The organism is Nostoc sp. DSM 114160 (genome assembly GCF_053470305.1).
In genome coordinates, this window is sequence record NZ_JBPFGO010000003.1 from 1,021,047 (window position 1) to 1,041,010 (window position 19,964).

26 protein-coding genes and 1 other RNA gene are annotated in these 19,964 nt (G+C 42.4%); 11 read left to right on the top strand and 16 right to left on the bottom strand.

The window, feature by feature from the left end; translation table 11 throughout:
* Positions 1–531 precede the first annotated feature (531 nt).
* The 8 genes from trxA to NSTCB13_RS29675 all read right to left on the bottom strand — a co-directional run bounded on the left by trxA (position 532) and on the right by NSTCB13_RS29675 (position 5,918).
* Positions 532–849, bottom strand: coding sequence for a thioredoxin (gene trxA, locus NSTCB13_RS29640; protein WP_445626843.1), 318 nt, complete (start codon positions 847–849; stop codon positions 532–534).
* A 454-nt stretch (positions 850–1,303) separates the two neighbouring features.
* A complete protein-coding gene (locus NSTCB13_RS29645; RefSeq protein WP_448274718.1) occupies positions 1,304–1,492 on the bottom strand; it encodes a hypothetical protein in 189 nt (62 codons plus the stop codon).
* A 45-nt stretch (positions 1,493–1,537) separates the two neighbouring features.
* A complete protein-coding gene (locus tag NSTCB13_RS29650; RefSeq protein WP_448274719.1) occupies positions 1,538–1,981 on the bottom strand; it encodes a hypothetical protein in 444 nt (147 codons plus the stop codon).
* A 39-nt stretch (positions 1,982–2,020) separates the two neighbouring features.
* Positions 2,021–2,440, bottom strand: coding sequence for a hypothetical protein (locus tag NSTCB13_RS29655; protein WP_448274720.1), 420 nt, complete (start codon positions 2,438–2,440; stop codon positions 2,021–2,023).
* A gap of 110 nt (positions 2,441–2,550) precedes the next feature.
* Positions 2,551–2,811: a hypothetical protein gene (locus NSTCB13_RS29660; RefSeq protein ID WP_448274721.1), complete on the bottom strand. Its 261-nt coding sequence runs from the start codon at positions 2,809–2,811 to the stop codon at positions 2,551–2,553.
* A 130-nt stretch (positions 2,812–2,941) separates the two neighbouring features.
* Positions 2,942–5,083, bottom strand: a complete 2,142-nt coding sequence (locus NSTCB13_RS29665; protein WP_448274722.1) for a hypothetical protein — start codon at positions 5,081–5,083, stop codon at positions 2,942–2,944.
* Positions 5,084–5,593 (bottom strand): hypothetical protein, encoded by a 510-nt coding sequence (locus NSTCB13_RS29670; protein ID WP_448271361.1) that lies wholly within the window; start codon positions 5,591–5,593, stop codon positions 5,084–5,086.
* Positions 5,594–5,603: 10 nt separating this feature from the next.
* Positions 5,604–5,918 carry a hypothetical protein gene (locus NSTCB13_RS29675; RefSeq protein ID WP_448271362.1) on the bottom strand — a complete coding sequence of 105 codons (315 nt, stop codon included), beginning with the start codon at positions 5,916–5,918 and terminating at the stop codon, positions 5,604–5,606.
* A 220-nt stretch (positions 5,919–6,138) separates the two neighbouring features.
* Between NSTCB13_RS29675 and NSTCB13_RS29680 the strand changes: the two genes are divergently transcribed.
* Together NSTCB13_RS29680 and NSTCB13_RS29685 are read left to right on the top strand one after the other, a co-directional pair.
* Positions 6,139–6,723, top strand: a complete 585-nt coding sequence (locus NSTCB13_RS29680) for a tyrosine-type recombinase/integrase (protein ID WP_445631563.1) — start codon at positions 6,139–6,141, stop codon at positions 6,721–6,723.
* A 116-nt stretch (positions 6,724–6,839) separates the two neighbouring features.
* The gene (locus tag NSTCB13_RS29685) at positions 6,840–6,992 is read left to right on the top strand and encodes a hypothetical protein (RefSeq protein WP_448274723.1); all 153 of its coding nucleotides are present in this window, start codon (positions 6,840–6,842) and stop codon (positions 6,990–6,992) included.
* 167 nt (positions 6,993–7,159) lie between these two features.
* On the opposite strand, the gene NSTCB13_RS29690 is transcribed toward NSTCB13_RS29685, so the two are convergent.
* From NSTCB13_RS29690 to NSTCB13_RS29715, 6 genes are all read right to left on the bottom strand, one after another.
* Complete coding sequence (locus NSTCB13_RS29690) at positions 7,160–7,429, bottom strand: hypothetical protein (protein WP_448274724.1); 270 nt, start codon at positions 7,427–7,429, stop codon at positions 7,160–7,162.
* Positions 7,430–7,463: 34 nt separating this feature from the next.
* A complete protein-coding gene (locus NSTCB13_RS29695; RefSeq protein WP_448272954.1) occupies positions 7,464–8,831 on the bottom strand; it encodes an IS4 family transposase in 1,368 nt (455 codons plus the stop codon).
* Positions 8,832–8,896: 65 nt separating this feature from the next.
* On the bottom strand, positions 8,897–9,064 hold the full coding sequence (locus NSTCB13_RS29700) for a hypothetical protein (protein WP_292705164.1): 168 nt from the start codon (positions 9,062–9,064) through the stop codon (positions 8,897–8,899).
* A gap of 71 nt (positions 9,065–9,135) precedes the next feature.
* Positions 9,136–9,414: a hypothetical protein gene (locus NSTCB13_RS29705; protein WP_448274725.1), complete on the bottom strand. Its 279-nt coding sequence runs from the start codon at positions 9,412–9,414 to the stop codon at positions 9,136–9,138.
* Entirely contained in the window at positions 9,378–9,854 is a 477-nt protein-coding gene (locus NSTCB13_RS29710) for a hypothetical protein (RefSeq protein ID WP_448274726.1), read from the bottom strand. Before NSTCB13_RS29710 ends, NSTCB13_RS29705 begins: the two co-directional genes overlap by 37 nt.
* A 44-nt stretch (positions 9,855–9,898) precedes the next feature.
* Positions 9,899–10,186 carry a helix-turn-helix transcriptional regulator gene (locus tag NSTCB13_RS29715; protein WP_448274727.1) on the bottom strand — a complete coding sequence of 96 codons (288 nt, stop codon included), beginning with the start codon at positions 10,184–10,186 and terminating at the stop codon, positions 9,899–9,901.
* Positions 10,187–10,635: 449 nt separating this feature from the next.
* Here NSTCB13_RS29715 and NSTCB13_RS29720 point away from each other — a divergent pair, with 449 nt between their 5' ends.
* Both NSTCB13_RS29720 and NSTCB13_RS29725 read left to right on the top strand, forming a co-directional pair.
* Positions 10,636–11,160: a hypothetical protein gene (locus tag NSTCB13_RS29720; RefSeq protein ID WP_448274728.1), complete on the top strand. Its 525-nt coding sequence runs from the start codon at positions 10,636–10,638 to the stop codon at positions 11,158–11,160.
* 119 nt (positions 11,161–11,279) lie between these two features.
* Entirely contained in the window at positions 11,280–11,498 is a 219-nt protein-coding gene (locus NSTCB13_RS29725; RefSeq protein WP_448274729.1) for a hypothetical protein, read from the top strand.
* A 14-nt stretch (positions 11,499–11,512) separates the two neighbouring features.
* Here NSTCB13_RS29725 and NSTCB13_RS29730 read toward each other — a convergent pair whose 3' ends face one another.
* Positions 11,513–11,767 (bottom strand): hypothetical protein, encoded by a 255-nt coding sequence (locus tag NSTCB13_RS29730; RefSeq protein ID WP_448271428.1) that lies wholly within the window; start codon positions 11,765–11,767, stop codon positions 11,513–11,515.
* A gap of 39 nt (positions 11,768–11,806) precedes the next feature.
* Between NSTCB13_RS29730 and NSTCB13_RS29735 the strand changes: the two genes are divergently transcribed.
* The 3 genes from NSTCB13_RS29735 (at position 11,807) to NSTCB13_RS29745 (ending at position 14,287) form a co-directional block, all read left to right on the top strand.
* A complete protein-coding gene (locus NSTCB13_RS29735; protein WP_448271427.1) occupies positions 11,807–12,034 on the top strand; it encodes a hypothetical protein in 228 nt (75 codons plus the stop codon).
* Positions 12,035–12,599: 565 nt separating this feature from the next.
* The gene (fabG, locus tag NSTCB13_RS29740) at positions 12,600–13,346 is read left to right on the top strand and encodes a 3-oxoacyl-[acyl-carrier-protein] reductase (protein WP_448274730.1); all 747 of its coding nucleotides are present in this window, start codon (positions 12,600–12,602) and stop codon (positions 13,344–13,346) included.
* Between the two features lie 95 nt (positions 13,347–13,441).
* A complete protein-coding gene (locus NSTCB13_RS29745) occupies positions 13,442–14,287 on the top strand; it encodes an Rpn family recombination-promoting nuclease/putative transposase (RefSeq protein WP_448274731.1) in 846 nt (281 codons plus the stop codon).
* Positions 14,288–14,348: 61 nt separating this feature from the next.
* Here the strand turns inward: NSTCB13_RS29745 and NSTCB13_RS29750 are convergent, their stop codons facing one another.
* A complete protein-coding gene (locus tag NSTCB13_RS29750; RefSeq protein ID WP_445626840.1) occupies positions 14,349–15,431 on the bottom strand; it encodes an MraY family glycosyltransferase in 1,083 nt (360 codons plus the stop codon).
* 157 nt (positions 15,432–15,588) lie between these two features.
* Here NSTCB13_RS29750 and groL point away from each other — a divergent pair, with 157 nt between their 5' ends.
* The 4 genes from groL (at position 15,589) to rnpB (ending at position 19,915) form a co-directional block, all read left to right on the top strand.
* On the top strand, positions 15,589–17,253 hold the full coding sequence (groL, locus tag NSTCB13_RS29755; RefSeq protein ID WP_445626839.1) for a chaperonin GroEL: 1,665 nt from the start codon (positions 15,589–15,591) through the stop codon (positions 17,251–17,253).
* 287 nt (positions 17,254–17,540) lie between these two features.
* A complete protein-coding gene (gene corA / locus NSTCB13_RS29760) occupies positions 17,541–18,683 on the top strand; it encodes a magnesium/cobalt transporter CorA (RefSeq protein ID WP_448274732.1) in 1,143 nt (380 codons plus the stop codon).
* A 65-nt stretch (positions 18,684–18,748) separates the two neighbouring features.
* Positions 18,749–19,444 (top strand): hypothetical protein, encoded by a 696-nt coding sequence (locus NSTCB13_RS29765; protein WP_445626837.1) that lies wholly within the window; start codon positions 18,749–18,751, stop codon positions 19,442–19,444.
* Between the two features lie 47 nt (positions 19,445–19,491).
* An RNA gene (gene rnpB / locus NSTCB13_RS29770) (RNase P RNA component class A) lies at positions 19,492–19,915 on the top strand.
* Positions 19,916–19,964 lie beyond the last annotated feature (49 nt).

Below are 19,964 nucleotides of genomic sequence, written 5' to 3' on the forward strand. Positions count from 1 at the left end.
GTAGCTCATCGTCGATATCGCCCCCAGATAACCTAATTATTTCTTTTACCTGATTTATGAGTTTGATTTGAAAGGTGGTGCTTTTGTATAACCCGCTCAATCTGGCAAGTCACCGCATCTATTCTATTTTTAACCTTATCAAAATCAATATTCACCCAAATATAAGCTTTGTCAGGTCTTAGCTGCCTTCTATTCATATATGGTTTTACTTGTCAATATATTTTGTTATATCTATACAATATAATCTTCTCAATTTCTAAACTACTTTCTCTAGACATATAAGTAAATATGCTTAACATTTACTTAAGGTTTTATCGCACTCAAAGTACAGCGTAAGCGCCAGAGGCAGAGAGTAGAGAATCAGCCTTAGTTATACAGAGTTTTTTCACGCAATCAAATAGGAGTCTTATAGCTTTTAGAAGTTCAACCAAACAGTGATTTGATTAATATAGGCGCACATGATTATCTATCTATTGAAAGAGACGCGATATTTCGCGCCTCTAAGAACCAAAATCAAAATTATAAGTGTTATTAAATCTTTGTTTGTAGATATTGCACCAACTGCGGTGCTTGCATTACTCCCTCTATCCGATCCACAGGCTGACCCTGCTTAAACAGTACTAAGGTTGGAAGAGAAGCAATTTTATACTCAGTAGCCAAATCTGTGTATTTTTCTGTGTCGATTTTGACAATCCTTAAGCGATCCTTAAGTTGGGCATTAACTTGCTCTAAAATTGGCACCATCATTTGACAAGGACCACACCAGTCAGCATAAAAATCTACTAATACAGGTACATCAGAAGCAGACAGCATATCTTCAAAACTGTTAAATTGCTTTTTGGTTGCCATGTGACACACACCGATTTTCAATTGTTTGTTTCAATAGTAGTTCTTATAAAATAAAATCGGTATAGGTTCATGGGTTTTTGTTAGTAAAAGATTAGATTAGTTAATATTAGAATGATTCGCCAGCCAAAAATCTTAAATAATTATAATAAAATACGTATATTATGTTAGGTTGTGCATCTGTATTAAATATGTATTTCAACCTATCACGATCGACCAAATCATTATAGAGGCTTTCACAAGAGTGATGTCTACAAAGGCTGTAGATGCAACACTTTCCAATACTTATCGGTTAAGAGGGAAAGGAACTCATGTTAAAAAGGAAAAAACCTTATATATCGAGCCTTCTACTCCTTTTCCCCTTAACCGAGCAGTATTGCAACACTTTCTAGTCTATCTAGTCAGGCAAATATATTAGTTATAGTTATTCATTTATTTACAGAGAATCCCCAGAGAGTTACTTTGGTACTTGAGACTGTTCGCCAGCCGCAGGTTGTTGTACCAGGTAGCCCAATAGCGCTGTAGCAAGTCCCCCGATCGTGCCAGCAAGCTGGTGATTAACTACTCCAGTGCTACCAAGCAAGCTAGAAGCACCCGCAATTAAGCCAAGAATGGTAGAAAGTGTATTCAATGTGGACTTAGACATATCGATCAAAACCTTGTGTAACTAATTGATAATTCCCAAAAAAAATCAAAGTTTACTAAAAGGATCTTCATCTTCCATTTTGCGTAAATCTTGAAATTCTCTAATTTTAAAATTCCCTTGCTTTTGCAAGAAGTTTACAATGTCTTTCATGGATGTATATAAACGGTTTGTTCGGTGATCGACCGTCTGGGATACTTGAGCAATCAACAAGGTTACAGTATCTTTTCTGTTAATGTAATCTTGAATGTGCAAGTCTAGCCTTTTATCTAAATCTCTAAGTTTTTCGGCATTGTTAGCGTGTTCTTTCAAGTCTTCTTTAATTTGAGTAATAGAATTTGAAATACTGTTTAGATTACTAACTAACTTTATTGCTAAGGTAGCCAAGACAGAGACACTTACTAAAATGCCAGTAAATACGCCAACCGATTCTAGAGTTACCGTAATGACTGGGCTTGATGTAGTAGCTATGGTTGATTGTGTAGCGCTCATAAATATAGCTATGGGTGCAAGTTTTTGCACCCATAAAACTTAATCTACAATCATCCTTCTAGTTTCAATTACTGCGGAAATTGGTTTACCAGTGAATTTACCAGCGCCTTTCCAATTCAAGCCAACAATTCCACCATCAGCTTTCTTTTCTTCAACAGTTGACGATTTAGATCCGGCATAACGAACTCTTTTGATTGCAACAACTTTTCCGTTATCAGAATCCTTAAGTTCAACTTCGGCAGTTCTGACAATCCCATGTAAGAGCAAATCGCCTATATCTGTAAGTACAACTTGTCCAGCGTGAGTAGCAGTGACATCTTTAATGCCTGTAGCTGTTGACCACTCAGCATCTGCATAAATCTCTTTCGCGCCCCGAAAATAAAAAGTAAAGGGCTTTTCAGTTGCATCAAGTGCAAGTTGAGTCCCAGTAACCGCTAATGTTGCGTAAAGTCCAGCCATATTAATAGTTCTTCCTTAATTTTAATTAGATAAAATTACGATGCGTTTTCACACTTGCAGATTTGACATAAAGGCTGCCAATCTGCTTGCCAATCATGTTTTTGAAAGGTTTAGTCGAGGGACACATTACTATCTTGCGTTTGGTGACTTTTCCAGTTGGTTCTGTGGCAAGACCCAACACTAATTTTATGTGCAAGACCATTTTTTTCTAGTTCTGCAATTGAGCTTTGTCTCAAGTTGGCTGGGGCAGGGCTTGGCATATCACTCAACCCAACCATGTCTTTAATACCTTCATAGATATTGCTATCAAGATGCAAAGCATAATTGATTGAATCTATTGTCAGTAAATAGGATTTAAGGATTCTTGCCATATATTAAGTTTCCGTTGTTGAACACTTATTACGTTGTCTCGGTTGTTACATTGCATTTTAAGCTTCACAACGACGGTTCAACGGACGGAGACCTTAAGCCTCCTGAACAACGACTGTTCTACGAGAGCCATTAGACAAACCTTTTAGACCATTGCGGCTTAGAATTAGCAGTGCCTTGTGGGTAATAATCTGCCCGTACCATTTTTACTGTTATCTCTTTTAAGGCTTGTCCTTTCCTCTGCCCTATCTTTGTAAAATTATTTTCTAAATAGACAGGATTAATTTGAGTGTTAGTAGCTGTCAAAAATTGTTCGGCTTCATCTTTAGAGAAGGCATTAATAAAAGCTTTGCTGTTGTCTTTTAAAGTTAATATTAATTCCCATGAACCCTTTTTGTAATTTGGTAGAGGGGTTTGTTCATTTTCAATTGAATTAATGGGATGTGGAATTGTAATAGGATACCAATCAGTTCCTAATGTTCCGTCTGATTTTAATTCACGGAATAAACAAACTAATTGAGGAATATGTCCCTCCGGTGAAAGTTGATAGCGTTCGGGAAGGGATGCGATTGCAACAACATTTGATGAGCCAGAATTGTCTAATTTACATTGCTCACCAGCAATTTCTGCCATCTGCTGAAATTTCAATAGTTCTTGAACTTCAGTGCCCTGAATAACCGTTATTATTCGGGTTCCATAATTGGGTTGATGAGTATCGCTACATCCTTCAAAAAATGGAACGTCAATTGTAGTTAAATTCACTTCTGCATCCTTTCCGGGTTCTCCCTGTGGTCCGGGTTCTCCTTGTGGCCCAGGCTCTCCAGGGATTCCTTGTAATGGTGGTAAAGGTATTCCAGGCTCTCCTTGTGGTCCAGGCTCTCCTTGCGGTCCAGGCTCTCCAGGGATTCCTTGTAATGGTGGTAGAGGTATTCCAGGCTCTCCCTGTGGTCCGGGTTCTCCTTGTGGCCCTGGTTCGCCTTGCGGTCCTGGTTGACCTGGAGCGCCAGGTTCTCCTTGTGGCCCAGGCTCTCCTTGTGGTCCTGGTTGACCTGGAGCGCCAGGTTCTCCTTGTGGTCCAGGCTCTCCTGGTGGGCCTTGTAGTGGTGGTAAAGGAGTTCCAGGTTCACCTGGCGGACCTTGCGGACCTGGTTGTCCTGGTTCACCTGGTGCGCCGGGTTCTCCTGGAAGTCCTGGAGGACCTGGAATAATTGGTTTAGCTAGCGATGCTTCTGCTGTTGCTAATGCAAGTTCAGCAGTTGCAAGGGCGGCAGCCGCTTCTCCTTCTGCGACTGTTCCAAGTTGCAATGCTGAGGCTGCTGTGGCTTCAGCAAGTTCGGCAGCGGCAAGGGCAGCCGCAGCTTCTCCCTCGGCCACAGTACCTAAACTAATAGCTACTTTTACTTGTGGTTCAAGAAATGCCAGTTCAGTTTGTTGAAATTGAACTTGGGCTGCTATTGGCTGCAATTCTGCGATCGCAGTTTCTGCTGTAGTTAAAGCAATGCCAGCCGTGGAACCTGCTGCAATAGCTGTTTCTTCAGCAGTTCCGGCTAGAATTTCTGCAATCTGAGCAATTGATAATGCTGAACCAGCCGTCCCTTCTGCGGTTACTGCTAATCCCAATGCTGAATCAGCTGTTAAATCTGCTTTTTGGGCAAGTGTTAACGCTGGCAATGCTGCGCCTAGTGCTGACGATGCGGTTCCTTCGGCTGTCCCAGCTAACGCTAGTGCTGATGATGCGGTTCCTTCGGCTGTTCCAGCTAACGCTAGTGCTGATGATGCGGTTCCCTCAGCTGTTCCAGCTAATGCTAGTGCTGATGATGCCTCGCCAGTTAAAGCGACAATTTCAGATTCTAAAACCACGAATTGCGCTTCTATTGTCGCAGTGGCCGCCACTGCACCAGCTACTTCTGCCCCCAAAGCCGCGATCGCTGCAAACACTCCCTCAAGAGCAGCAGCAATTAATGGAGCAGCCACTACTGCTACTACTGCGGCAATCCCTGCCCCAACTGCAATTAATTTTGCTTCTAGATCGTGTAGTTCAGTTTCTATATTGCCAATTTGAATTTCATCTTGGGCTAATTGGCGATACACATCAGCTAATTGATGTTTAAGTGCATCAATCTCGCTTTGAAGATTTCCATTATTGGAATTATTAATTAAATTCCTTAATTCATCAATCTGACTTTGGAGTTGCTGACAACAATCGCACTGATGACCAGAACAATGACTAATATTTGAAAGTGAGGAAATCAGAGATTGACCTTCTGTAGACACTTAACAAACCTCACCACCAATTTTAGATATTAGGGCTTCAATTGATGCAAATTCACCTTGATCAATGCAGACTTTACCACTAGGAATAAATGTTGTCGGGTCTACGCATTGCTTGCCTGATGCACACGCTCCACCATTTGCACAAACAGCTTGACAATCAGCTAGCGATTGATAAATTCCTGCGGTTTTGTGTGTATTTGCATCTGTACAAGTACCATTAATACAATCGTATTTAGTAGTGCTAGTACAAGATATGCTCGGTGAGCCTATCCAAGAAAAATCAGCAAAAGTAGAATAATCAAGAGTTCCAGATCCTCTAGCCCATGTATAAGTAATAGAACTCAATCCTGTTATGGAAGACTCTGAAATTCTATATTCAACTCCACACTCTCTATTTAATGTTGGGCTATAAGAAAAGCTCCCTGATTCAAATGTCAAGACAACAGATAATGTATCCCGATCGCACCCATTTAAAGAGGAAAGATAAGTTCCAACGACAGTACACTGCATTTATTAATTATTAAATTGAGTTTGGATCGAATGTCGGGGCACTGTACGGCCCATAAAATCTTTCTGAAAATTGGAATTGAGTTTTCGCAACACCGTTGCGAGTAACCGGAGACGAGATAACTAAATCGGAACTTGCCATTACTGAAGCATCAGTATTGGCATTTATCCAAGTATGAGCATAAGAAATAATTGCCGCGTACAATTCCAATGCTGTTGGATTAGCAGTTGTCAGCGCGGGCAGGGAACTAAGTGGAATTTCTAATACTTTTGGTGAACCGGAAAAGGTAGAGTTGGGCCCAAATAAATCAGTGATTCCAGGTTGCATACAACAGATGAGTGTGAAATGAATAAATCCGTTGTATTCAATCCCGAAAATAATGTAAATGTTCCACTTTTATGTAGAAGTGGAATATTCACTGATGCCGTGTATCCTTTGCCAGCATTAGGATTGAGCGAATATTTACTAATAGTGAATATTTAGGTAATTCCACTTTCACCTCTGAACCAGGTAAAAGCGGAATATGCGAAGTTTATTTTTTACGTCTATGGCAAAGAGTAACAGAAAAGGAAAAGCTGCTGTAATTACAAACGCTGAATATTCCAAAGTCAGGCAACAAATTTTAACAGAAAAATACAAACTGCTTTTAGACATTGGATGGTTTACCGGCGAACGCTGGGGGGCTTTGGTGAAACTGAAAGTAGCCGATGTTTATCAGGAACCAGGTATTGCTAAAACCGATATCATTTTTCCTGCAATCATTAGAAAGCACAGGCCAGACGGGACAGCCGATGCCACAGAGATTCCAGTACATGCAATATTGAAGGAATCACTAGAGCGATACAAACCAGCCACAAATAGCGAGTGGTTATTCCCGTCCCGGTGCGGCACTAAGCCGATTGTCTGGAAAAATGCCTACAACATTTTGATGGCTGCGGTGGAGAAAGCAGGGTATGAAGCGAAGGGAATATCCACTCACAGCATGAGACGGAGCTTTGTTAACCGACTCAGAAAAAATGGAATCCCGAAAGAAACTATTCGCACCTTCACCGGACACCGCGATAATAAAGGGCTTGACCCTTACTTTGAGATAGAGACGGATGAGAGAAGAGGCGCGATCGCAACTCTATGAACCCCAACCTGTGACAAAGTTTCTATGAGCAGGTAAGCTCAAACCAGCAATTAGTCACAGCGCGATCGCCCACATTTACTCACAAGGCGATCGCATTTTTAAACCGGAGAAATTTTATGAGTACTACAACCGAAGAACAGATAACAGAAGAACTGACTGTAGAAAAACTGATTCTTGAATTACAAGACTTTCCGGGTGATGCAGTAATTTGCTTGACAGATGCCTATGGTGAAACATACAGCATCATCGGTTTTGAGGCTGGGGTCTGACTGTGTGAATGTTGTCATCAGCACAGATGACGATGATGATGGGGAATAGCCAAAAGTCAAAAGTCAATTCGTCATTGGGCATTGGGCATTGGGCATTGGGGAATAGGGAGTTAGGAGTTATGAATTACGAGTTATGACTGACTACGCTGCTGTTGAAACATTAGTCATTAGTTGTTAGTGGCGGTACTGGACTGTTGCCGCCTATTTTTAAGGCTTGTCGCCATTTGGTGGATATTTTCTTCTAGCTGGCACGACTTAATTACCTCTGGCAGTCCATCAATCAGAAATGCCACGATCGCTGCTAATTCACTCGCCTCTAAGTCCGGTTCTAGGCGAGATATGTAATCTACGAGCTGAGAAAGTTTGGCGATGATTAGATTTGTCACTAGCAAGTTGTGTTCTGAGTCAGGGTTGTCATAAGTCATTGGTTCAGACATGAATGGCACTAAGAAAAGCGGAAACGCTTATCAATTAAGCAGTTTGCAATTGTTTGCGTAATTCATGCCGGGGTTTGGTCATTAAGGGGTAGGCTTTGGGGCGACGTTTACGGACTCGTGGTTCATTTCTAGCTGGGCGGTCAGGAACAGCCTTGTGAGCAATAACTTTGAGTAAAGTGCGATAAATTTGGTGCCGTTTTTGAGAAGTTGCTGCTATAAGAGAGGGAATAAAGTTAATTAAATGGTGGCGAGTACCTTGCAGTGATAGGCGATTTGGAGAGGTAGTATAAGTAGTTCCAGCCGACCACATTAAGCTACGAAGTAGATTGTAAGCCAGCAAATAAACGTAAATTTCTTTGCGGATCATCGAAGGTGTTTTACATCGCAGAATATCCATACCCAAGGTAGTTTTGAGATGTCTTAAATTTAGTTCAACATCCCAGCGTTGTCCGTAAAGCCCAACAATTGCCAGAGTAGAATAAGAAGATCCATCTAAAAGAGTGGTAATTAAGCTAACTTGTTGAGTCCGAAAACCAGGAATAACAATATAATAGTAAATCTCTCGCACAGTTATGGAAGGAGGTAAAGCATTAAATTCATCTTTATCCAATCCTTTTGGGCAAGTTTTCGGCTTATACCAAGTAACTAATTTGTCGCAATCTCCAACAATTTTACCTTTTCGCATAGTTGTTGTGCGAGATTGATGTTTACGAAACACGGCATCACAATTAAACTTTTTGATACTAAACATATCGGCGTAAGCACAAAAAGCTCTATCCCCTACAAGCACATCATTAGGTTTGAGAAAACTGTACAGAATTCTTGCTAATTTAATATCATGAGTGTTCAGAACATCTATGCACAAGGCAACGGCAGCTCCCGTTAATAAACTGAATATCACACCAATTTTGGCAATTGGGAATCCACATTCCGGCTTTTGACTACTGGGTTGTGGGTATTCTTTTTGGTTTTCTACAGTGTCAGGCATAGAGACCGTCGAGCCGTCTATCACCAAAATATTTCGACCACACCATAGATGTTCTTGGGTTACTTTCTCTTCCAGTTTTTGTGCTGAATAATTGAAAACTTTTTCTAACAATTTTTCTGGTAATCTTGCCCGTGCTTGGCAGTAAGCACTCGTATCTGTTGAGGGAACTTCTACTTCTGACTCAGCCAAATGTGCAATTATTTTACTCACAGCATTATTACAAGTTTTGTCTGTATCTAATACTTGAGATAAAAATGCCCATAAAGTTACGAATGGGTCAAACAACCGTTTTTTGTATTTAATTTTTAGCTCCGAGATTGCAAGTCTTATCACAGACTCTGGCAATAGTTCTTTAAACGGTAGTCCCAAACTTTGGCTAAATTTATCCTTGAGGATTTGTACTCGTAGTGTCACAGTAGTATTTATGATGTTTGCTTGCTCGTCTCAAGGAAAGTATTTCATGAACGAGTAAGCTTTTCCTACCTAAAATTTTTTTGGACAACCCGTACATTTTTGCACTGTCTGGAGTCAACCATAGCGTAGTTTACCGCCGCAGGCATCCCAACAAGGCGGGCGGTTACGCCGGGAGCAAACTTCATTAGCGATCGCAACACTTCATCAAGAACAATCGCCTGCCCCGTCGCCACACTGCTTAATAGCTTTGAAATCTGTAGCGCCTATCCTGTATAGCTTAGAGCTTTTCTTAGTGCCATTCGGTTCAGACATTAGTTACTCTCCATGATTTAATCAAACTCTCAATTTCCACCGGGGTTAGTCCGTCCGCGATCGCAATCTCAACTTCCAGCTTCCTGTGCTGCGCCAACTGCGATCGCACACTCCCCCCGGTGATGTGCCGATGCTTAATTTTGCTGCCGGTCTTCCAGCAATAGCGGTAATAATGGTTATCTTTGCGATTGCTTGGGCAGTACTTTTCTACCCAGTGAAGATGTTCTGGAACGGCTAAAATGTGTTCTGGAACATCGGTATAGTCTCCCAATCCTGGGTTTTTTGTTCTGGAACAGGATTTTTGGTATCACGTTCCAGAACAAGAGGCGGGCGATCGCCAGGGGAAATCTGCGAGTCTTCACTGATTAATTCATCTACCTGTGTGTTCTGTTCCAGAACACGGCCTGACTCCCAGTCGCTCCAGGCTTGCTCATAAGCATTGAGGTTTTCGTAATCGTCTGGATCTGGTGGTTCAAGTGATTCATCGTAAAAAACGGAAACTTGACCGCCGTCGTCTACAAGACGTGGTGCTTCTGTGAAGTCGGCCGGATTCCAGCGATCGCTATCGCCATTGGTTACTTCATCCCAGTAAGAATCGTAACTAGGGTGCAGGGGGGAAGGGGGAGCCGTTGCAACTGACTCCACCGCGAACAATGTCAGCTGCCTTGGGGCAGTTCCGTTGTCGGTTTCCGTCATAATTAGGTTAGTCATTTCGTCCCGCCACAGTGCTTGTTTACAGCACTGTGGCGAATTTTTTAGTTTTCAGGTTCGGTCAATTGGGTTGGCGGGGGGCCAAAATCATCTGGTAATTCTTCAAGCGATTTACCTAAAGCACGGCACAAGGCTTTGACTTGACGAATTGTCAATTCTGGTTCATATTCACCTCTTTCCCATCCGCTAATAACTTGACGACTTAAGGTCTTTTTTCTGGTCTTATCAGGAATTCGGCTTGCTAGCTGTGCCTGTGTCAAACCAACTGCTTCACGTAATATCTGCAAAGCTGGCATATCTTCCGGGTTTTCTGGTCGCTTCTTTCTTGACATAATAGCAAATAAGCAAGCACGCTTGACATCCGTGAGCGAAAGCAAGTATGCTTGCTTTGATAGACAACATAAACACCAGCCGACCTAAGTGACTCGGCAGAGAAACAGTGTTGGCTGGTGAATTTCAAGTGTCTCACCTTGATAGCGAAAGCCAAATCCGGGAAAGTCACACTTATGTGTAATAGCCGTTGAAAGCTGATGAAGAGTGTTTCAGGCTACCAGTGTCCCGTGTAGAGGTTCGGCGAGCGAGTAGGACATGAAGTGTTTGTCTATACAAGTCGCGGTTTAGATAAAAGCTGGTGACGTGCAACTGTATGGGGGCCCCAATCTGTAACCGACCTTAGTAGGGCATTCCACATTTTCCAGGGGCTATATGCCGACGTGGTGACACGGTGGGCTGTGGAAATTAAGACCTGGGTGAAAATCCCCTAGAGGCTGGCGTGTAGGTAATGGCTCACGCACAGATGCACGATCGCGAAATTGCATTCCACCCTTCGGGTTCGCCACTTTGCCATCTGGCTACAAGCCAAGACGGCAAGTGGACTCACCGTGTGGTTATGCAACGGATCACAGTTTATTTGAAAAACGCGCAAACCCTTGCGGCCGGTCGCATTTTTTATATGACTAAAACCAAAGGAAAGTATGTAACACGAAAAAAACGGATACGCCAACTAGAAAAAGAAATTGAGCAGTTGCAATGTCAGGTCAAAACCTTAACCGAACTGCTTGACGATGCCCACGGGATAATTTATCGTTCCCGTCCTGGCTTGGCGCGTGCCGTCGAGCGAGATTTTCATGAAGAGTTATTGCCATCAGAATTACCACCGACAGCGATCGCTAAAAAACCACCGCGACGCAAAATCCGAAATTTATCAATTGCACCCCGCGCCGACTTGGTGATGGATCGTGACAGTAACGGCCGCCTAATTATTAAGGGCACGGCTAACTCTTCACCACCGCGCCCTCAAGCTTGACTATTTTTGTCGGAGGAAATGCCTATGAAATAACTTTCATTTATATAAGCCGAAAGTACTTTAAACCAGTCAATTGCTGATGGTTGGCTGGTTTTACTTGTCATCAAAATTAGGCAATTATGAGGATTACAAAACGAAAATCTGATGTGCTTCTTTCCAACGACTTCCTATCATATTTGGTTGTCGCTTATGCACTTGTCACTGACGAATTAGCAAAACATACAGGAGAATCGCCGATTGTTCACCGAATGAAATACATAGACCTTGGTAAACAAAAGTTTCATAGCTTTTCTGATGAGCAACTGCATCAGTTTCTCAAAGATAACTACCCAACATAATTTAACAACAGCATTTACCTATGACTTATCGACAACAGCTTTTTGATTGGATTGTTCTCAAAGAAGTCTCGCCGTGCAAGTGGGTTATTTTGTCGCAATTTAGAAAACGCAGCGATGCGGATAGCTACCATCAAATGATGAGAAAATTCTCCCGAAACCCAATTGAAGTAGTTTTCCGTGACCGCCTTACAGAGTTTGGGTTGTAGGGCTAATTCAAAAGCGATCGCGCCATTCGAGAAACGCGATCGCAATTTGATTATCCAATTCAAACACTTGAAACGTGAACAAGTCAAAAATATCACAAAGCCATGAAAATCGAAACCATTACCTACAAGCGGGTCAAAAATCTGGGGAACTTTGAGAATGAAACTTTCCAGGCAACTGCAACTCTTGATGAAGGCGACGATCCGGTGTCGGAAGCTCGGCATTTAATGCGGTTTGTCAACTGTCAGCTTTTTGCTCCATATCCTACATATAATCCAACCCCCAAACCAGGTGAGGAGCCAAACATAGACGATATCCCCGACGGATTTTAGCTGAAATTTTAGGCGAACGCCTCCCTACCAAAGAACGCGATCGCCAATCGATACCAAAGTTAGTTTACCAAAATGCACACCATCATTAATACCCCATCCGTGTTTAGTTGCAAATTACCGGCCGCTGGCTGGATAAATCTAGCCCAACACAGCTTCCTTGCCAGCATTTAAAACCGAGGGGGATGAGTAGGGATACTCATCCCCCCAACTTTTGCCCCATAAAACTTTCGATTACCCTGAAGTAACTATAGATATTTAATCAGAGTAAAACGTTAATTATTGTTATTCGAGTTATATAGGAATCTTATTTGATTTGTGAGAATTGCAAACCGCAGCTTCTCGATCGCTTTTATGAAGGCGGGGATCTGGTTTTTGCGCCTTTGATTCAGCATAGCTATATCTAGTTAAATACGAGGTATAACTTTATCTACTAGCTATCTAACTTGCAGCATGACAGCAAGATTGTCACCCCGCAAGAGTTAGATATTATCCAGACAATATTCAGATGTTCCCGAAATCGCCATAAGATAATTAGCGCGGTATTTCTAAGATTGAGGAACATTAAATGACGCTATTACAAGATAAAGTCGCAATTGTCACAGGTGCATCAAGAGGAATTGGCCGAGCGATCGCAATTGAATTAGCCTCACAAGGAGCGATCGCAGTTGTCAATTATGCCAATTCTAGTGCTGCGGCTGAAGCAGTTGTAACAGAAATTACAGCAGCAGGAGGTCAGGCGATCGCGATCCAAGCAGACGTTTCTAAAATTGAGCAAGTAGACGCACTCGTTAACACCGTCATGGAAAAGTTTAAGCGTGTGGATATCTTAGTCAACAACGCCGGGATTACCCGCGACACACTGCTTTTGCGTTTGAAGCCAGAAGATTGGCAAGCTGTGATAGACCTAAATTTAACTGGTGTTTTCTTATGTACACGCGCCGTCAGTAAAATCATGCTCAAGCAGCGATCGGGGCGGATTATCAACATTACCTCTGTTGCTGCGCAAATGGGCAACCCAGGTCAGTCAAACTACAGCGCTGCCAAAGCAGGTGTAATCGGCTTCACCAAAAGCGTTGCTAAAGAACTAGCTACCCGCGGGATCGTCGTTAACGCCGTCGCCCCTGGATTCATCGCCACCGATATGACCAGCGATCTCAACAACCCCGAAGATATTCTGAAATACATCCCACTCGGTCGCTTCGGTCAACCCGAAGAAGTCGCAGGAATGGTGCGCTTCCTCGCCGCCGATCCTGCCGCTGCCTACATCACCGGACAAGTCTTTAACGTCGATGGCGGCATGGTAATGGCCTAAATAGTTGAGCTAAATAATTGAGGGGTAGCGATTTTTCGTAGTTGGCGCTAAAGCTCCAACTACGAACTTATTAAATAATATTTGACAGACTAATTATGAAAACAGACTCTATTTTTTATCGTTTATTTCAAACTTTCCCCAGTGCTTTTTTTGAATTAATTAATCTGCAACCATCAGAAGCAAATGCATATAATTTCGCTTCAGTAGAATTAAAGCAAACAGCATTTCGCATTGATGGAGTCTTTCTTCCTGTTGCTGACACTAATCGTCAGCCGATTTATTTTGTAGAGGTTCAATTTCAAAAAGATAATGAATTTTATGCTCGTTTATTTTCAGAAATATTTCTGTATTTACGACTTTACGCACCTACTTCAGATTGGCGAGCAGTAGTTATATTCCCTCGCCGCAGCCTTGAACCAACCCAAGTCCAACCTTATCGAGTTTTACTCGAAAGCCAACTTGTAACGAGGCTATATTTAAACGAGCTTGGAGAAGTAACTGAATATTCCTTGGGAATTGGGATCATCAAATTAGTAGTTGTAAATAAAAAACAAACTCCCATATTAGTCAAAAGTTTGATTACAAAGACACGTTCGGAATTGAGCGATAAAGCACTTCAAAAAAAAGTGCTAGATTTAATAGAAACAATTGTAGTTTACAAACTACCGCGTATCAGTCGTCAGGAGTTGGTAAAAATGTTTGGACTCGGTGATTTTGATATCAAAACGACTAGACTTTATGAGGAGCTCAAGCAGGAAACAACTCTAGAGCTAGTTATGCGCCAGTTACGACGACGCATTGGTAATTTGAGTCCGCAATTGCAAGAGCGTATCAGCCAGTTATCTATCGAACAGCTTGAAAATCTAGCCGAGGCACTGTTGGATTTTTCCATAGAAGAAGATTTAGTTGCTTGGTTGCAAGACAATTTAACTCAAGCTTGAATTTTTGATCAACTGAATAAACATAGTAGGGCTAGCACTGCAATGCCCACCCTACAAGTAACTAAGGCTGTTGGCGTATCCTTTGCCAGACTGTAAAGCCCAAAAGCAGGATAATGCTACTGGCGGTAGCCAGCATCACAGCCAAACTCATACCTTGTATTCTCATCGCCAGCAAGTTGAAAACTAAGGTAATTGACCAAAGGGTAAACGCAGCATGGCGCTGGGAGAGTCCCCAAGCAAGTAAGCGGTGGTGCAGATGGTCTTTACCTGGAGTACTCAGAGGGTTATTTCCCGCTAGTAGCCGCCGCACAAATACTTGAGTGGTGTCTAGCACCGGTAACAACAGAAATAAAACCGTAGGAATTAGGGCATAAACTGTGTTTTGTTGCAGTTTGCCTAAAATACTAGTTGCTGCCAGGACATAACCGAAAAAGTATGCTCCGGCATCACCCATAATAATTCGTGATGGATGGAAATTATGGCGCAAAAATCCTAGTGCAGCACCTCCCAAAGCTGCGAGGACTAAGATTGCCGCAGCACGATTGTTAAATTGGGCACCAACGCCCAATAAACTCATGGCGGTTATAAAGCTAATTCCTCCTGCCAAGCCATCCATACCATCCATCAAATTGATGGCGTTGGTAATCCCTACTACCCATAGTACTGTTAGCAACATGGACAGAAGTGAATCGATGGGAGTGCCAAACAGGACTTTGACACTGATGCCATTAGCTACCAGCAAAAGTGCCGTGACAATTTGCGCCCACAATCGCACAGAGGGCGGTAAGCCAAACTGATCGTCAATAAAGCCCACAAGGACTAATATCGAACCCCCCAACAGAATAGTGAGCACCTGAGCCAATACGTTTTGGAGTTCGATCGGTCGTAAAAGGCTAGCTAGTACCAGCGCAGCAATCACGCCCGCGTAGATAGCCAGCCCCCCTGCATTGGGTAAAGGTTCTCGATTGAGTCGCCGGGCGTTGGGTTGGTCAGCCCAACCTACCCGCAAGGCGAATTTGCGTACTGTCGGAATTAAACGCCAAGTTACAAGCCAAGCCAAGAGGAACGTAAATACTACTGCCAACCAGCCGGTGCCGCTAGGGTCGGCAATACCAAGGGACTTAAGGGAGTTGTCTAGATTCATCTCCCAATTCAAGCATTACTGCCAGTATCTAATATGAGCATCACCTGTATATTAATCAATTTTTTTATTTCCATTTGTAACTTGAGCAGCCTGAGAGATTAGCACTCTGGCGCTGTGAGTGCTAAATTGTCTAATGGAAGCGCTGGAGAAATGAAACATGGCGAAAATTATTGCATTTGACGAGGAATCGCGGCGATCTCTAGAAAGGGGTGTTAACGCCCTTGCCGATGCCGTAAAAATCACCTTGGGGCCCAAAGGTCGCAATGTCCTTTTAGAGAAAAAATTTGGCGCACCTCAAATTGTCAACGATGGTATCACTGTTGCCAAGGAAATTGAATTAGAAGATCCTTTGGAAAATACTGGTGCAAGACTCATCCAGGAAGTGGCCTCAAAAACTAAAGATGTCGCTGGAGATGGGACAACCACCGCCACAGTTTTAGCACAAGCCTTAATTAAAGAAGGTTTGAAGAACGTCGCCGCAGGTAGTAACCCTGTGAGCTTGAGACGCGGGATCGACAAAACTATTGAGGCATTAGTAGAAGAAATTGCCAAAATAGCCAAGCCAGTAGAAGGAAGTGCGATCGCTCAAGTTGCCACTGTCTCTGCTGGTAACGATGAAGAAGTTGGTCAAATGTTAGCCCAAGCAATGGAAAAAGTCACCAAAGATGGTGTAATTACCGTTGAAGAATCTAAATCCCTGACAACTGAATTAGAAGTAGTTGAGGGGATGCAGATTGATAGAGGTTATATTTCTCCCTACTTCGTCACCAACAATGAACGGCAAATCGTCGAATTTGAAAACGCCCGGATTTTGATTACTGACAAAAAAATCAGCAGTATCCAAGATTTAGTGCCTGTGTTGGAAAAAGTTGCCCGTTCTGGTCAGCCGTTGCTAATTATCGCTGAAGATGTCGAAGGTGATGCTTTAGCAACTTTGGTGGTGAACAAAGCGCGGGGTGTACTAGCCGTGGCAGGGATTAAAGCACCTGGATTTGGCGATCGCCGCAAAGCTTTGTTAGAAGATATTGCGATTCTCACTGATGGACAGTTGATTTCAGAAGAAATCGGCTTAAGCTTGGATACCGCTTCTCTAGAAGCGCTGGGAACTGCCCGCAAAATCACCATTGACAAAGAAAACACCACAATTGTTGCTGGTAGTGTCACCAAGCCAGAAGTACAAAAGCGGATTGGTCAAATTCGCAGACAGTTGGAAGAAACTGATTCTGAGTACGATAAAGAAAAACTTCAAGAACGCATCGCCAAGCTTGCTGGCGGCGTGGCAGTGATTAAAGTGGGTGCGGCAACCGAAACCGAACTCAAAGACCGCAAACTGCGGATTGAAGACGCGCTCAACGCGACTAAAGCTGCTGTAGAAGAAGGTATTGTTCCTGGTGGTGGAACAACCTTAATTCACTTAGCCAAGGCGGTAGCAGCGATTAAAAACACCCTAGAAAATGACGAAGAAAGAATTGGGGCTGATATTGTCGAACGAGCGCTAGAAGCCCCCTTGCGCCAAATAGCAGATAACGCTGGTGCTGAAGGTTCTGTGATCGTCTCTAGAGTCCGCGAGAGCGACATCAACATTGGCTATAACGCCGCTACTGGCGAATTTGAAGACTTGATTGCTGCTGGTATTATCGACCCTGCCAAAGTTGTACGTTCAGCTTTGCAAAACGCTGGTTCCATTGCTGGTTTGGTCTTAACCACCGAAGCGATCGTTGTTGAAAAGCCAGAGAAGAAATCTGCTGCTCCTGCCCCTGATATGGGCGGCATGGGCGGCATGGGCGGTATGGGTGGCATGGGCGGCATGGGTATGTTCTAATTTCTGCTGACCCAGATAAATATTTTTTAAACAGTTTGTCTTGCCAAGGCAAACTGTTTTTTTGTAGCATTGCTGATTCAAAGGCAATATGTTATACCAATTCGTAATTCGTAATTCGTCAGATTCAATCTGAGTGACGATCAAATTAGCAACCTAAATAATTACACAATTTAGAAATTACCATCTTTATATTAATTTTTGTGAAATAACGTGTAAGTTATTCTTATGTCCTTTGTTATTTACTAATGACAAATGACTAATGACAAATGACTATTAGGTAATATTGCATGGCACGAAAACTACGTCGCCTTCCTAAAATACTCACCAAGCTGTATGAAGACGAGTTCCATCACCAACCAGGGACTATACCTGGAACTATTTTTATTGATGCAGATGCTCCACCGCCAATAATTTTTTTGATTGACTATAACCAAACCAATTTCATCCGCGAACAAATAGAAACTCCAGAGGAGTGTGTCTCTTATCTGGAAGCGGAATCGGTTTCTTGGGTAGACGTACAAGGTTTAGGTAGTCAAGATATATTACAACGATTGGGTAAGGTTTTTAAGTTACATCCTCTAGTTTTAGAAGATGTAGTCAATGTACCGGAGCGTCCCAAAACAGAGGATTATGAAGAGCAATTACTTTTCATTGCTCGGATGGTAGTACCAAAGGAAAGAATATGTGGTTTTTATAGCGAGCAAGTGAGTTTGATATTAGGAAAAAATTATTTACTGACAGTGCAAGAGGAACCAGAACATGATTGCTTTGAAGCGGTGCGATCGCGAATTGAAAAAAATAAAGGTATCATCCGTAAACAGGGAGCAGATTATTTAGCTTATGCTCTATTAGATGCAATTATTGATGGCTTTTTCCCAGTGCTGGAGCTTTATGGCGAGCGAATCGAAGAGTTAGAGGAGGAAGTAATAGTTAAACCTACTCCCCAAACACTGCAAAATATTTATCAAATTAGACGAGAATTACTGCAACTACGTCGTGCTATCTGGCCCCAGCGGGATGCAATTAATTCCTTAATTCGAGATGCTCCCGATTTGATTTGTGAAGAAGTGCGAATCTACCTGCGAGATTGTTATGACCATACAGTGCAAGTGATGGATATGGTGGAAACTTACCGAGAACTATCATCTGGATTAATGGATGTGTACCTTTCGGCAGTAAGTAATAAAATGAATGAAATCATGAAGGTGCTAACGATAGTTTCAACAATTTTTATTCCCCTGACTTTTGTGGCCGGAATATATGGTATGAATTTCAATACTGAAAAATCACCATATAATATGCCTGAGTTGAATTGGTATTGGGGTTATCCACTTTGCTGGGCATTGATGTTAGCGATCGCAATTAGTTTGCTATTCTTTTTTTGGCGAAGAGGCTGGCTACAAAATTCTGTAGTAATCAAGCGCAATTAAAAATTGTAAATTAGCGATGAGTCAAATATATATTCATTAGCACCGGGAGTTAAAATTTTTGAGTTATGAGGAGTAGCGACCAGAATTTAGTAGTTTTGACGATTTATATTATCGGTGTCTCTTATGTTTTCAACCGCATGATTGAATCCATCGATGACCAAGTTAAATTTGAGTTTAAAAAAGGAATCGTTGACGAACAACTCAAAGAACAAAATCTCGACGATAAAATTGGAATTTCCTTTAAACTCAAATCCTCATACCCAATTGACGATTTGAAAGATTTAGGAATTAGTATCGAAAATAAATCGGATAATGTTGCCCTATATGTTGACTGGGATAACAGTTCTTTAGTAGTTGAACATAGCAAGCAATCGCGCCGCGTAATTCGGAAATCACCAGACTTAACCCGCGACTTAGCAGTACCCCAAAGTCCTAGCCTGATTGCCCCCAGGAAAACACTTTCTGAAACAGTGACAGCAGAAGATGTTTTCCAGCGCGATCAAGTAGCTGGAACCTATTTAGCAAAAAAACCACTAATTGATATCAATGGGCTACAAAAAGGGCAAAAAAAGTTGTACAACGACTTTTTTAACAGAAAAAAAGAGTTGGATTTTTCTCTGCAATTAGTGCTGAGGATATCTGAAGTGCGTTTAGGTCTAGCCCCAGGTCGTGATTTTCCTCCCATTAGCATTATTAATTGTCCTTTCACAGTCAGGAAACTACCTTGGACTTACGCTCTACCTTGGAATAAAAAAAAGTAATAAGCTGTCAACCCCTTGTGTTAACCGGGTACACTGGATTTAAGGAGAGAGTAGGCGCAGGCGGTTGCAGATCGGTCATAGTTACTGGTTTGAGGAAAGTCCGGACTCCCGAAAGACCAAACTTGCTGGATAACGTCCAGTGCGAGCGATCGTGAGGATAGTGCCACAGAAAGATACCGCCAGGACAATTAAAAATTAAAAATTAAAAATGTAAAATGAGTAATTTTTAATTTTTAATTTTACATTTTTAATTGATCTGGTAAGGGTGCAAAGGTGCGGTAAGAGCGCACCAGCAGCATCGAGAGGTGCTGGCTCGGTAAACCCCGGTTGGGAGCAAGGCGATAGGAACTACGGTTGGTCTTTTACCAGTTCCGCTCAATGAGAGCCGCTTGAGGCGTTTGGTAACAAACGTCCCAGATAGATAACTGCCCTCGCAAGAGAACAGAACCCGGCTTATGTCCTGCTCTCTCCCCTTTAATGGAGTATGAACCTTTCACGGTTTGTACTCTATTATTTTTTG

What these genes read in the sequence shown, in the direction of transcription:
- NSTCB13_RS29680 (WP_445631563.1), top strand. Translation starts at nt 6,139, where the DNA reads ATGGCAAAGAGTAACAGAAAAGGAAAAGCTGCTGTAATTACAAACGCT.
- NSTCB13_RS29735 (WP_448271427.1), top strand. Translation starts at nt 11,807, where the DNA reads ATGAAAATCGAAACCATTACCTACAAGCGGGTCAAAAATCTGGGGAAC.
- NSTCB13_RS29715 (WP_448274727.1), bottom strand. Translation starts at nt 10,186, where the DNA reads ATGTCAAGAAAGAAGCGACCAGAAAACCCGGAAGATATGCCAGCTTTG.
- NSTCB13_RS29645 (WP_448274718.1), bottom strand. Translation starts at nt 1,492, where the DNA reads ATGTCTAAGTCCACATTGAATACACTTTCTACCATTCTTGGCTTAATT.
- NSTCB13_RS29655 (WP_448274720.1), bottom strand. Translation starts at nt 2,440, where the DNA reads ATGGCTGGACTTTACGCAACATTAGCGGTTACTGGGACTCAACTTGCA.
- NSTCB13_RS29745 (WP_448274731.1), top strand. Translation starts at nt 13,442, where the DNA reads ATGAAAACAGACTCTATTTTTTATCGTTTATTTCAAACTTTCCCCAGT.
- NSTCB13_RS29720 (WP_448274728.1), top strand. Translation starts at nt 10,636, where the DNA reads ATGGCTCACGCACAGATGCACGATCGCGAAATTGCATTCCACCCTTCG.
- NSTCB13_RS29725 (WP_448274729.1), top strand. Translation starts at nt 11,280, where the DNA reads ATGAGGATTACAAAACGAAAATCTGATGTGCTTCTTTCCAACGACTTC.
- groL (WP_445626839.1), top strand. Translation starts at nt 15,589, where the DNA reads ATGGCGAAAATTATTGCATTTGACGAGGAATCGCGGCGATCTCTAGAA.
- NSTCB13_RS29685 (WP_448274723.1), top strand. Translation starts at nt 6,840, where the DNA reads ATGAGTACTACAACCGAAGAACAGATAACAGAAGAACTGACTGTAGAA.
- corA (WP_448274732.1), top strand. Translation starts at nt 17,541, where the DNA reads ATGGCACGAAAACTACGTCGCCTTCCTAAAATACTCACCAAGCTGTAT.
- NSTCB13_RS29675 (WP_448271362.1), bottom strand. Translation starts at nt 5,918, where the DNA reads ATGCAACCTGGAATCACTGATTTATTTGGGCCCAACTCTACCTTTTCC.
- NSTCB13_RS29750 (WP_445626840.1), bottom strand. Translation starts at nt 15,431, where the DNA reads ATGAATCTAGACAACTCCCTTAAGTCCCTTGGTATTGCCGACCCTAGC.
- NSTCB13_RS29710 (WP_448274726.1), bottom strand. Translation starts at nt 9,854, where the DNA reads ATGACTAACCTAATTATGACGGAAACCGACAACGGAACTGCCCCAAGG.
- NSTCB13_RS29670 (WP_448271361.1), bottom strand. Translation starts at nt 5,593, where the DNA reads ATGCAGTGTACTGTCGTTGGAACTTATCTTTCCTCTTTAAATGGGTGC.
- NSTCB13_RS29650 (WP_448274719.1), bottom strand. Translation starts at nt 1,981, where the DNA reads ATGAGCGCTACACAATCAACCATAGCTACTACATCAAGCCCAGTCATT.
- NSTCB13_RS29690 (WP_448274724.1), bottom strand. Translation starts at nt 7,429, where the DNA reads ATGTCTGAACCAATGACTTATGACAACCCTGACTCAGAACACAACTTG.
- NSTCB13_RS29765 (WP_445626837.1), top strand. Translation starts at nt 18,749, where the DNA reads ATGAGGAGTAGCGACCAGAATTTAGTAGTTTTGACGATTTATATTATC.
- fabG (WP_448274730.1), top strand. Translation starts at nt 12,600, where the DNA reads ATGACGCTATTACAAGATAAAGTCGCAATTGTCACAGGTGCATCAAGA.
- trxA (WP_445626843.1), bottom strand. Translation starts at nt 849, where the DNA reads ATGGCAACCAAAAAGCAATTTAACAGTTTTGAAGATATGCTGTCTGCT.
- NSTCB13_RS29660 (WP_448274721.1), bottom strand. Translation starts at nt 2,811, where the DNA reads ATGGCAAGAATCCTTAAATCCTATTTACTGACAATAGATTCAATCAAT.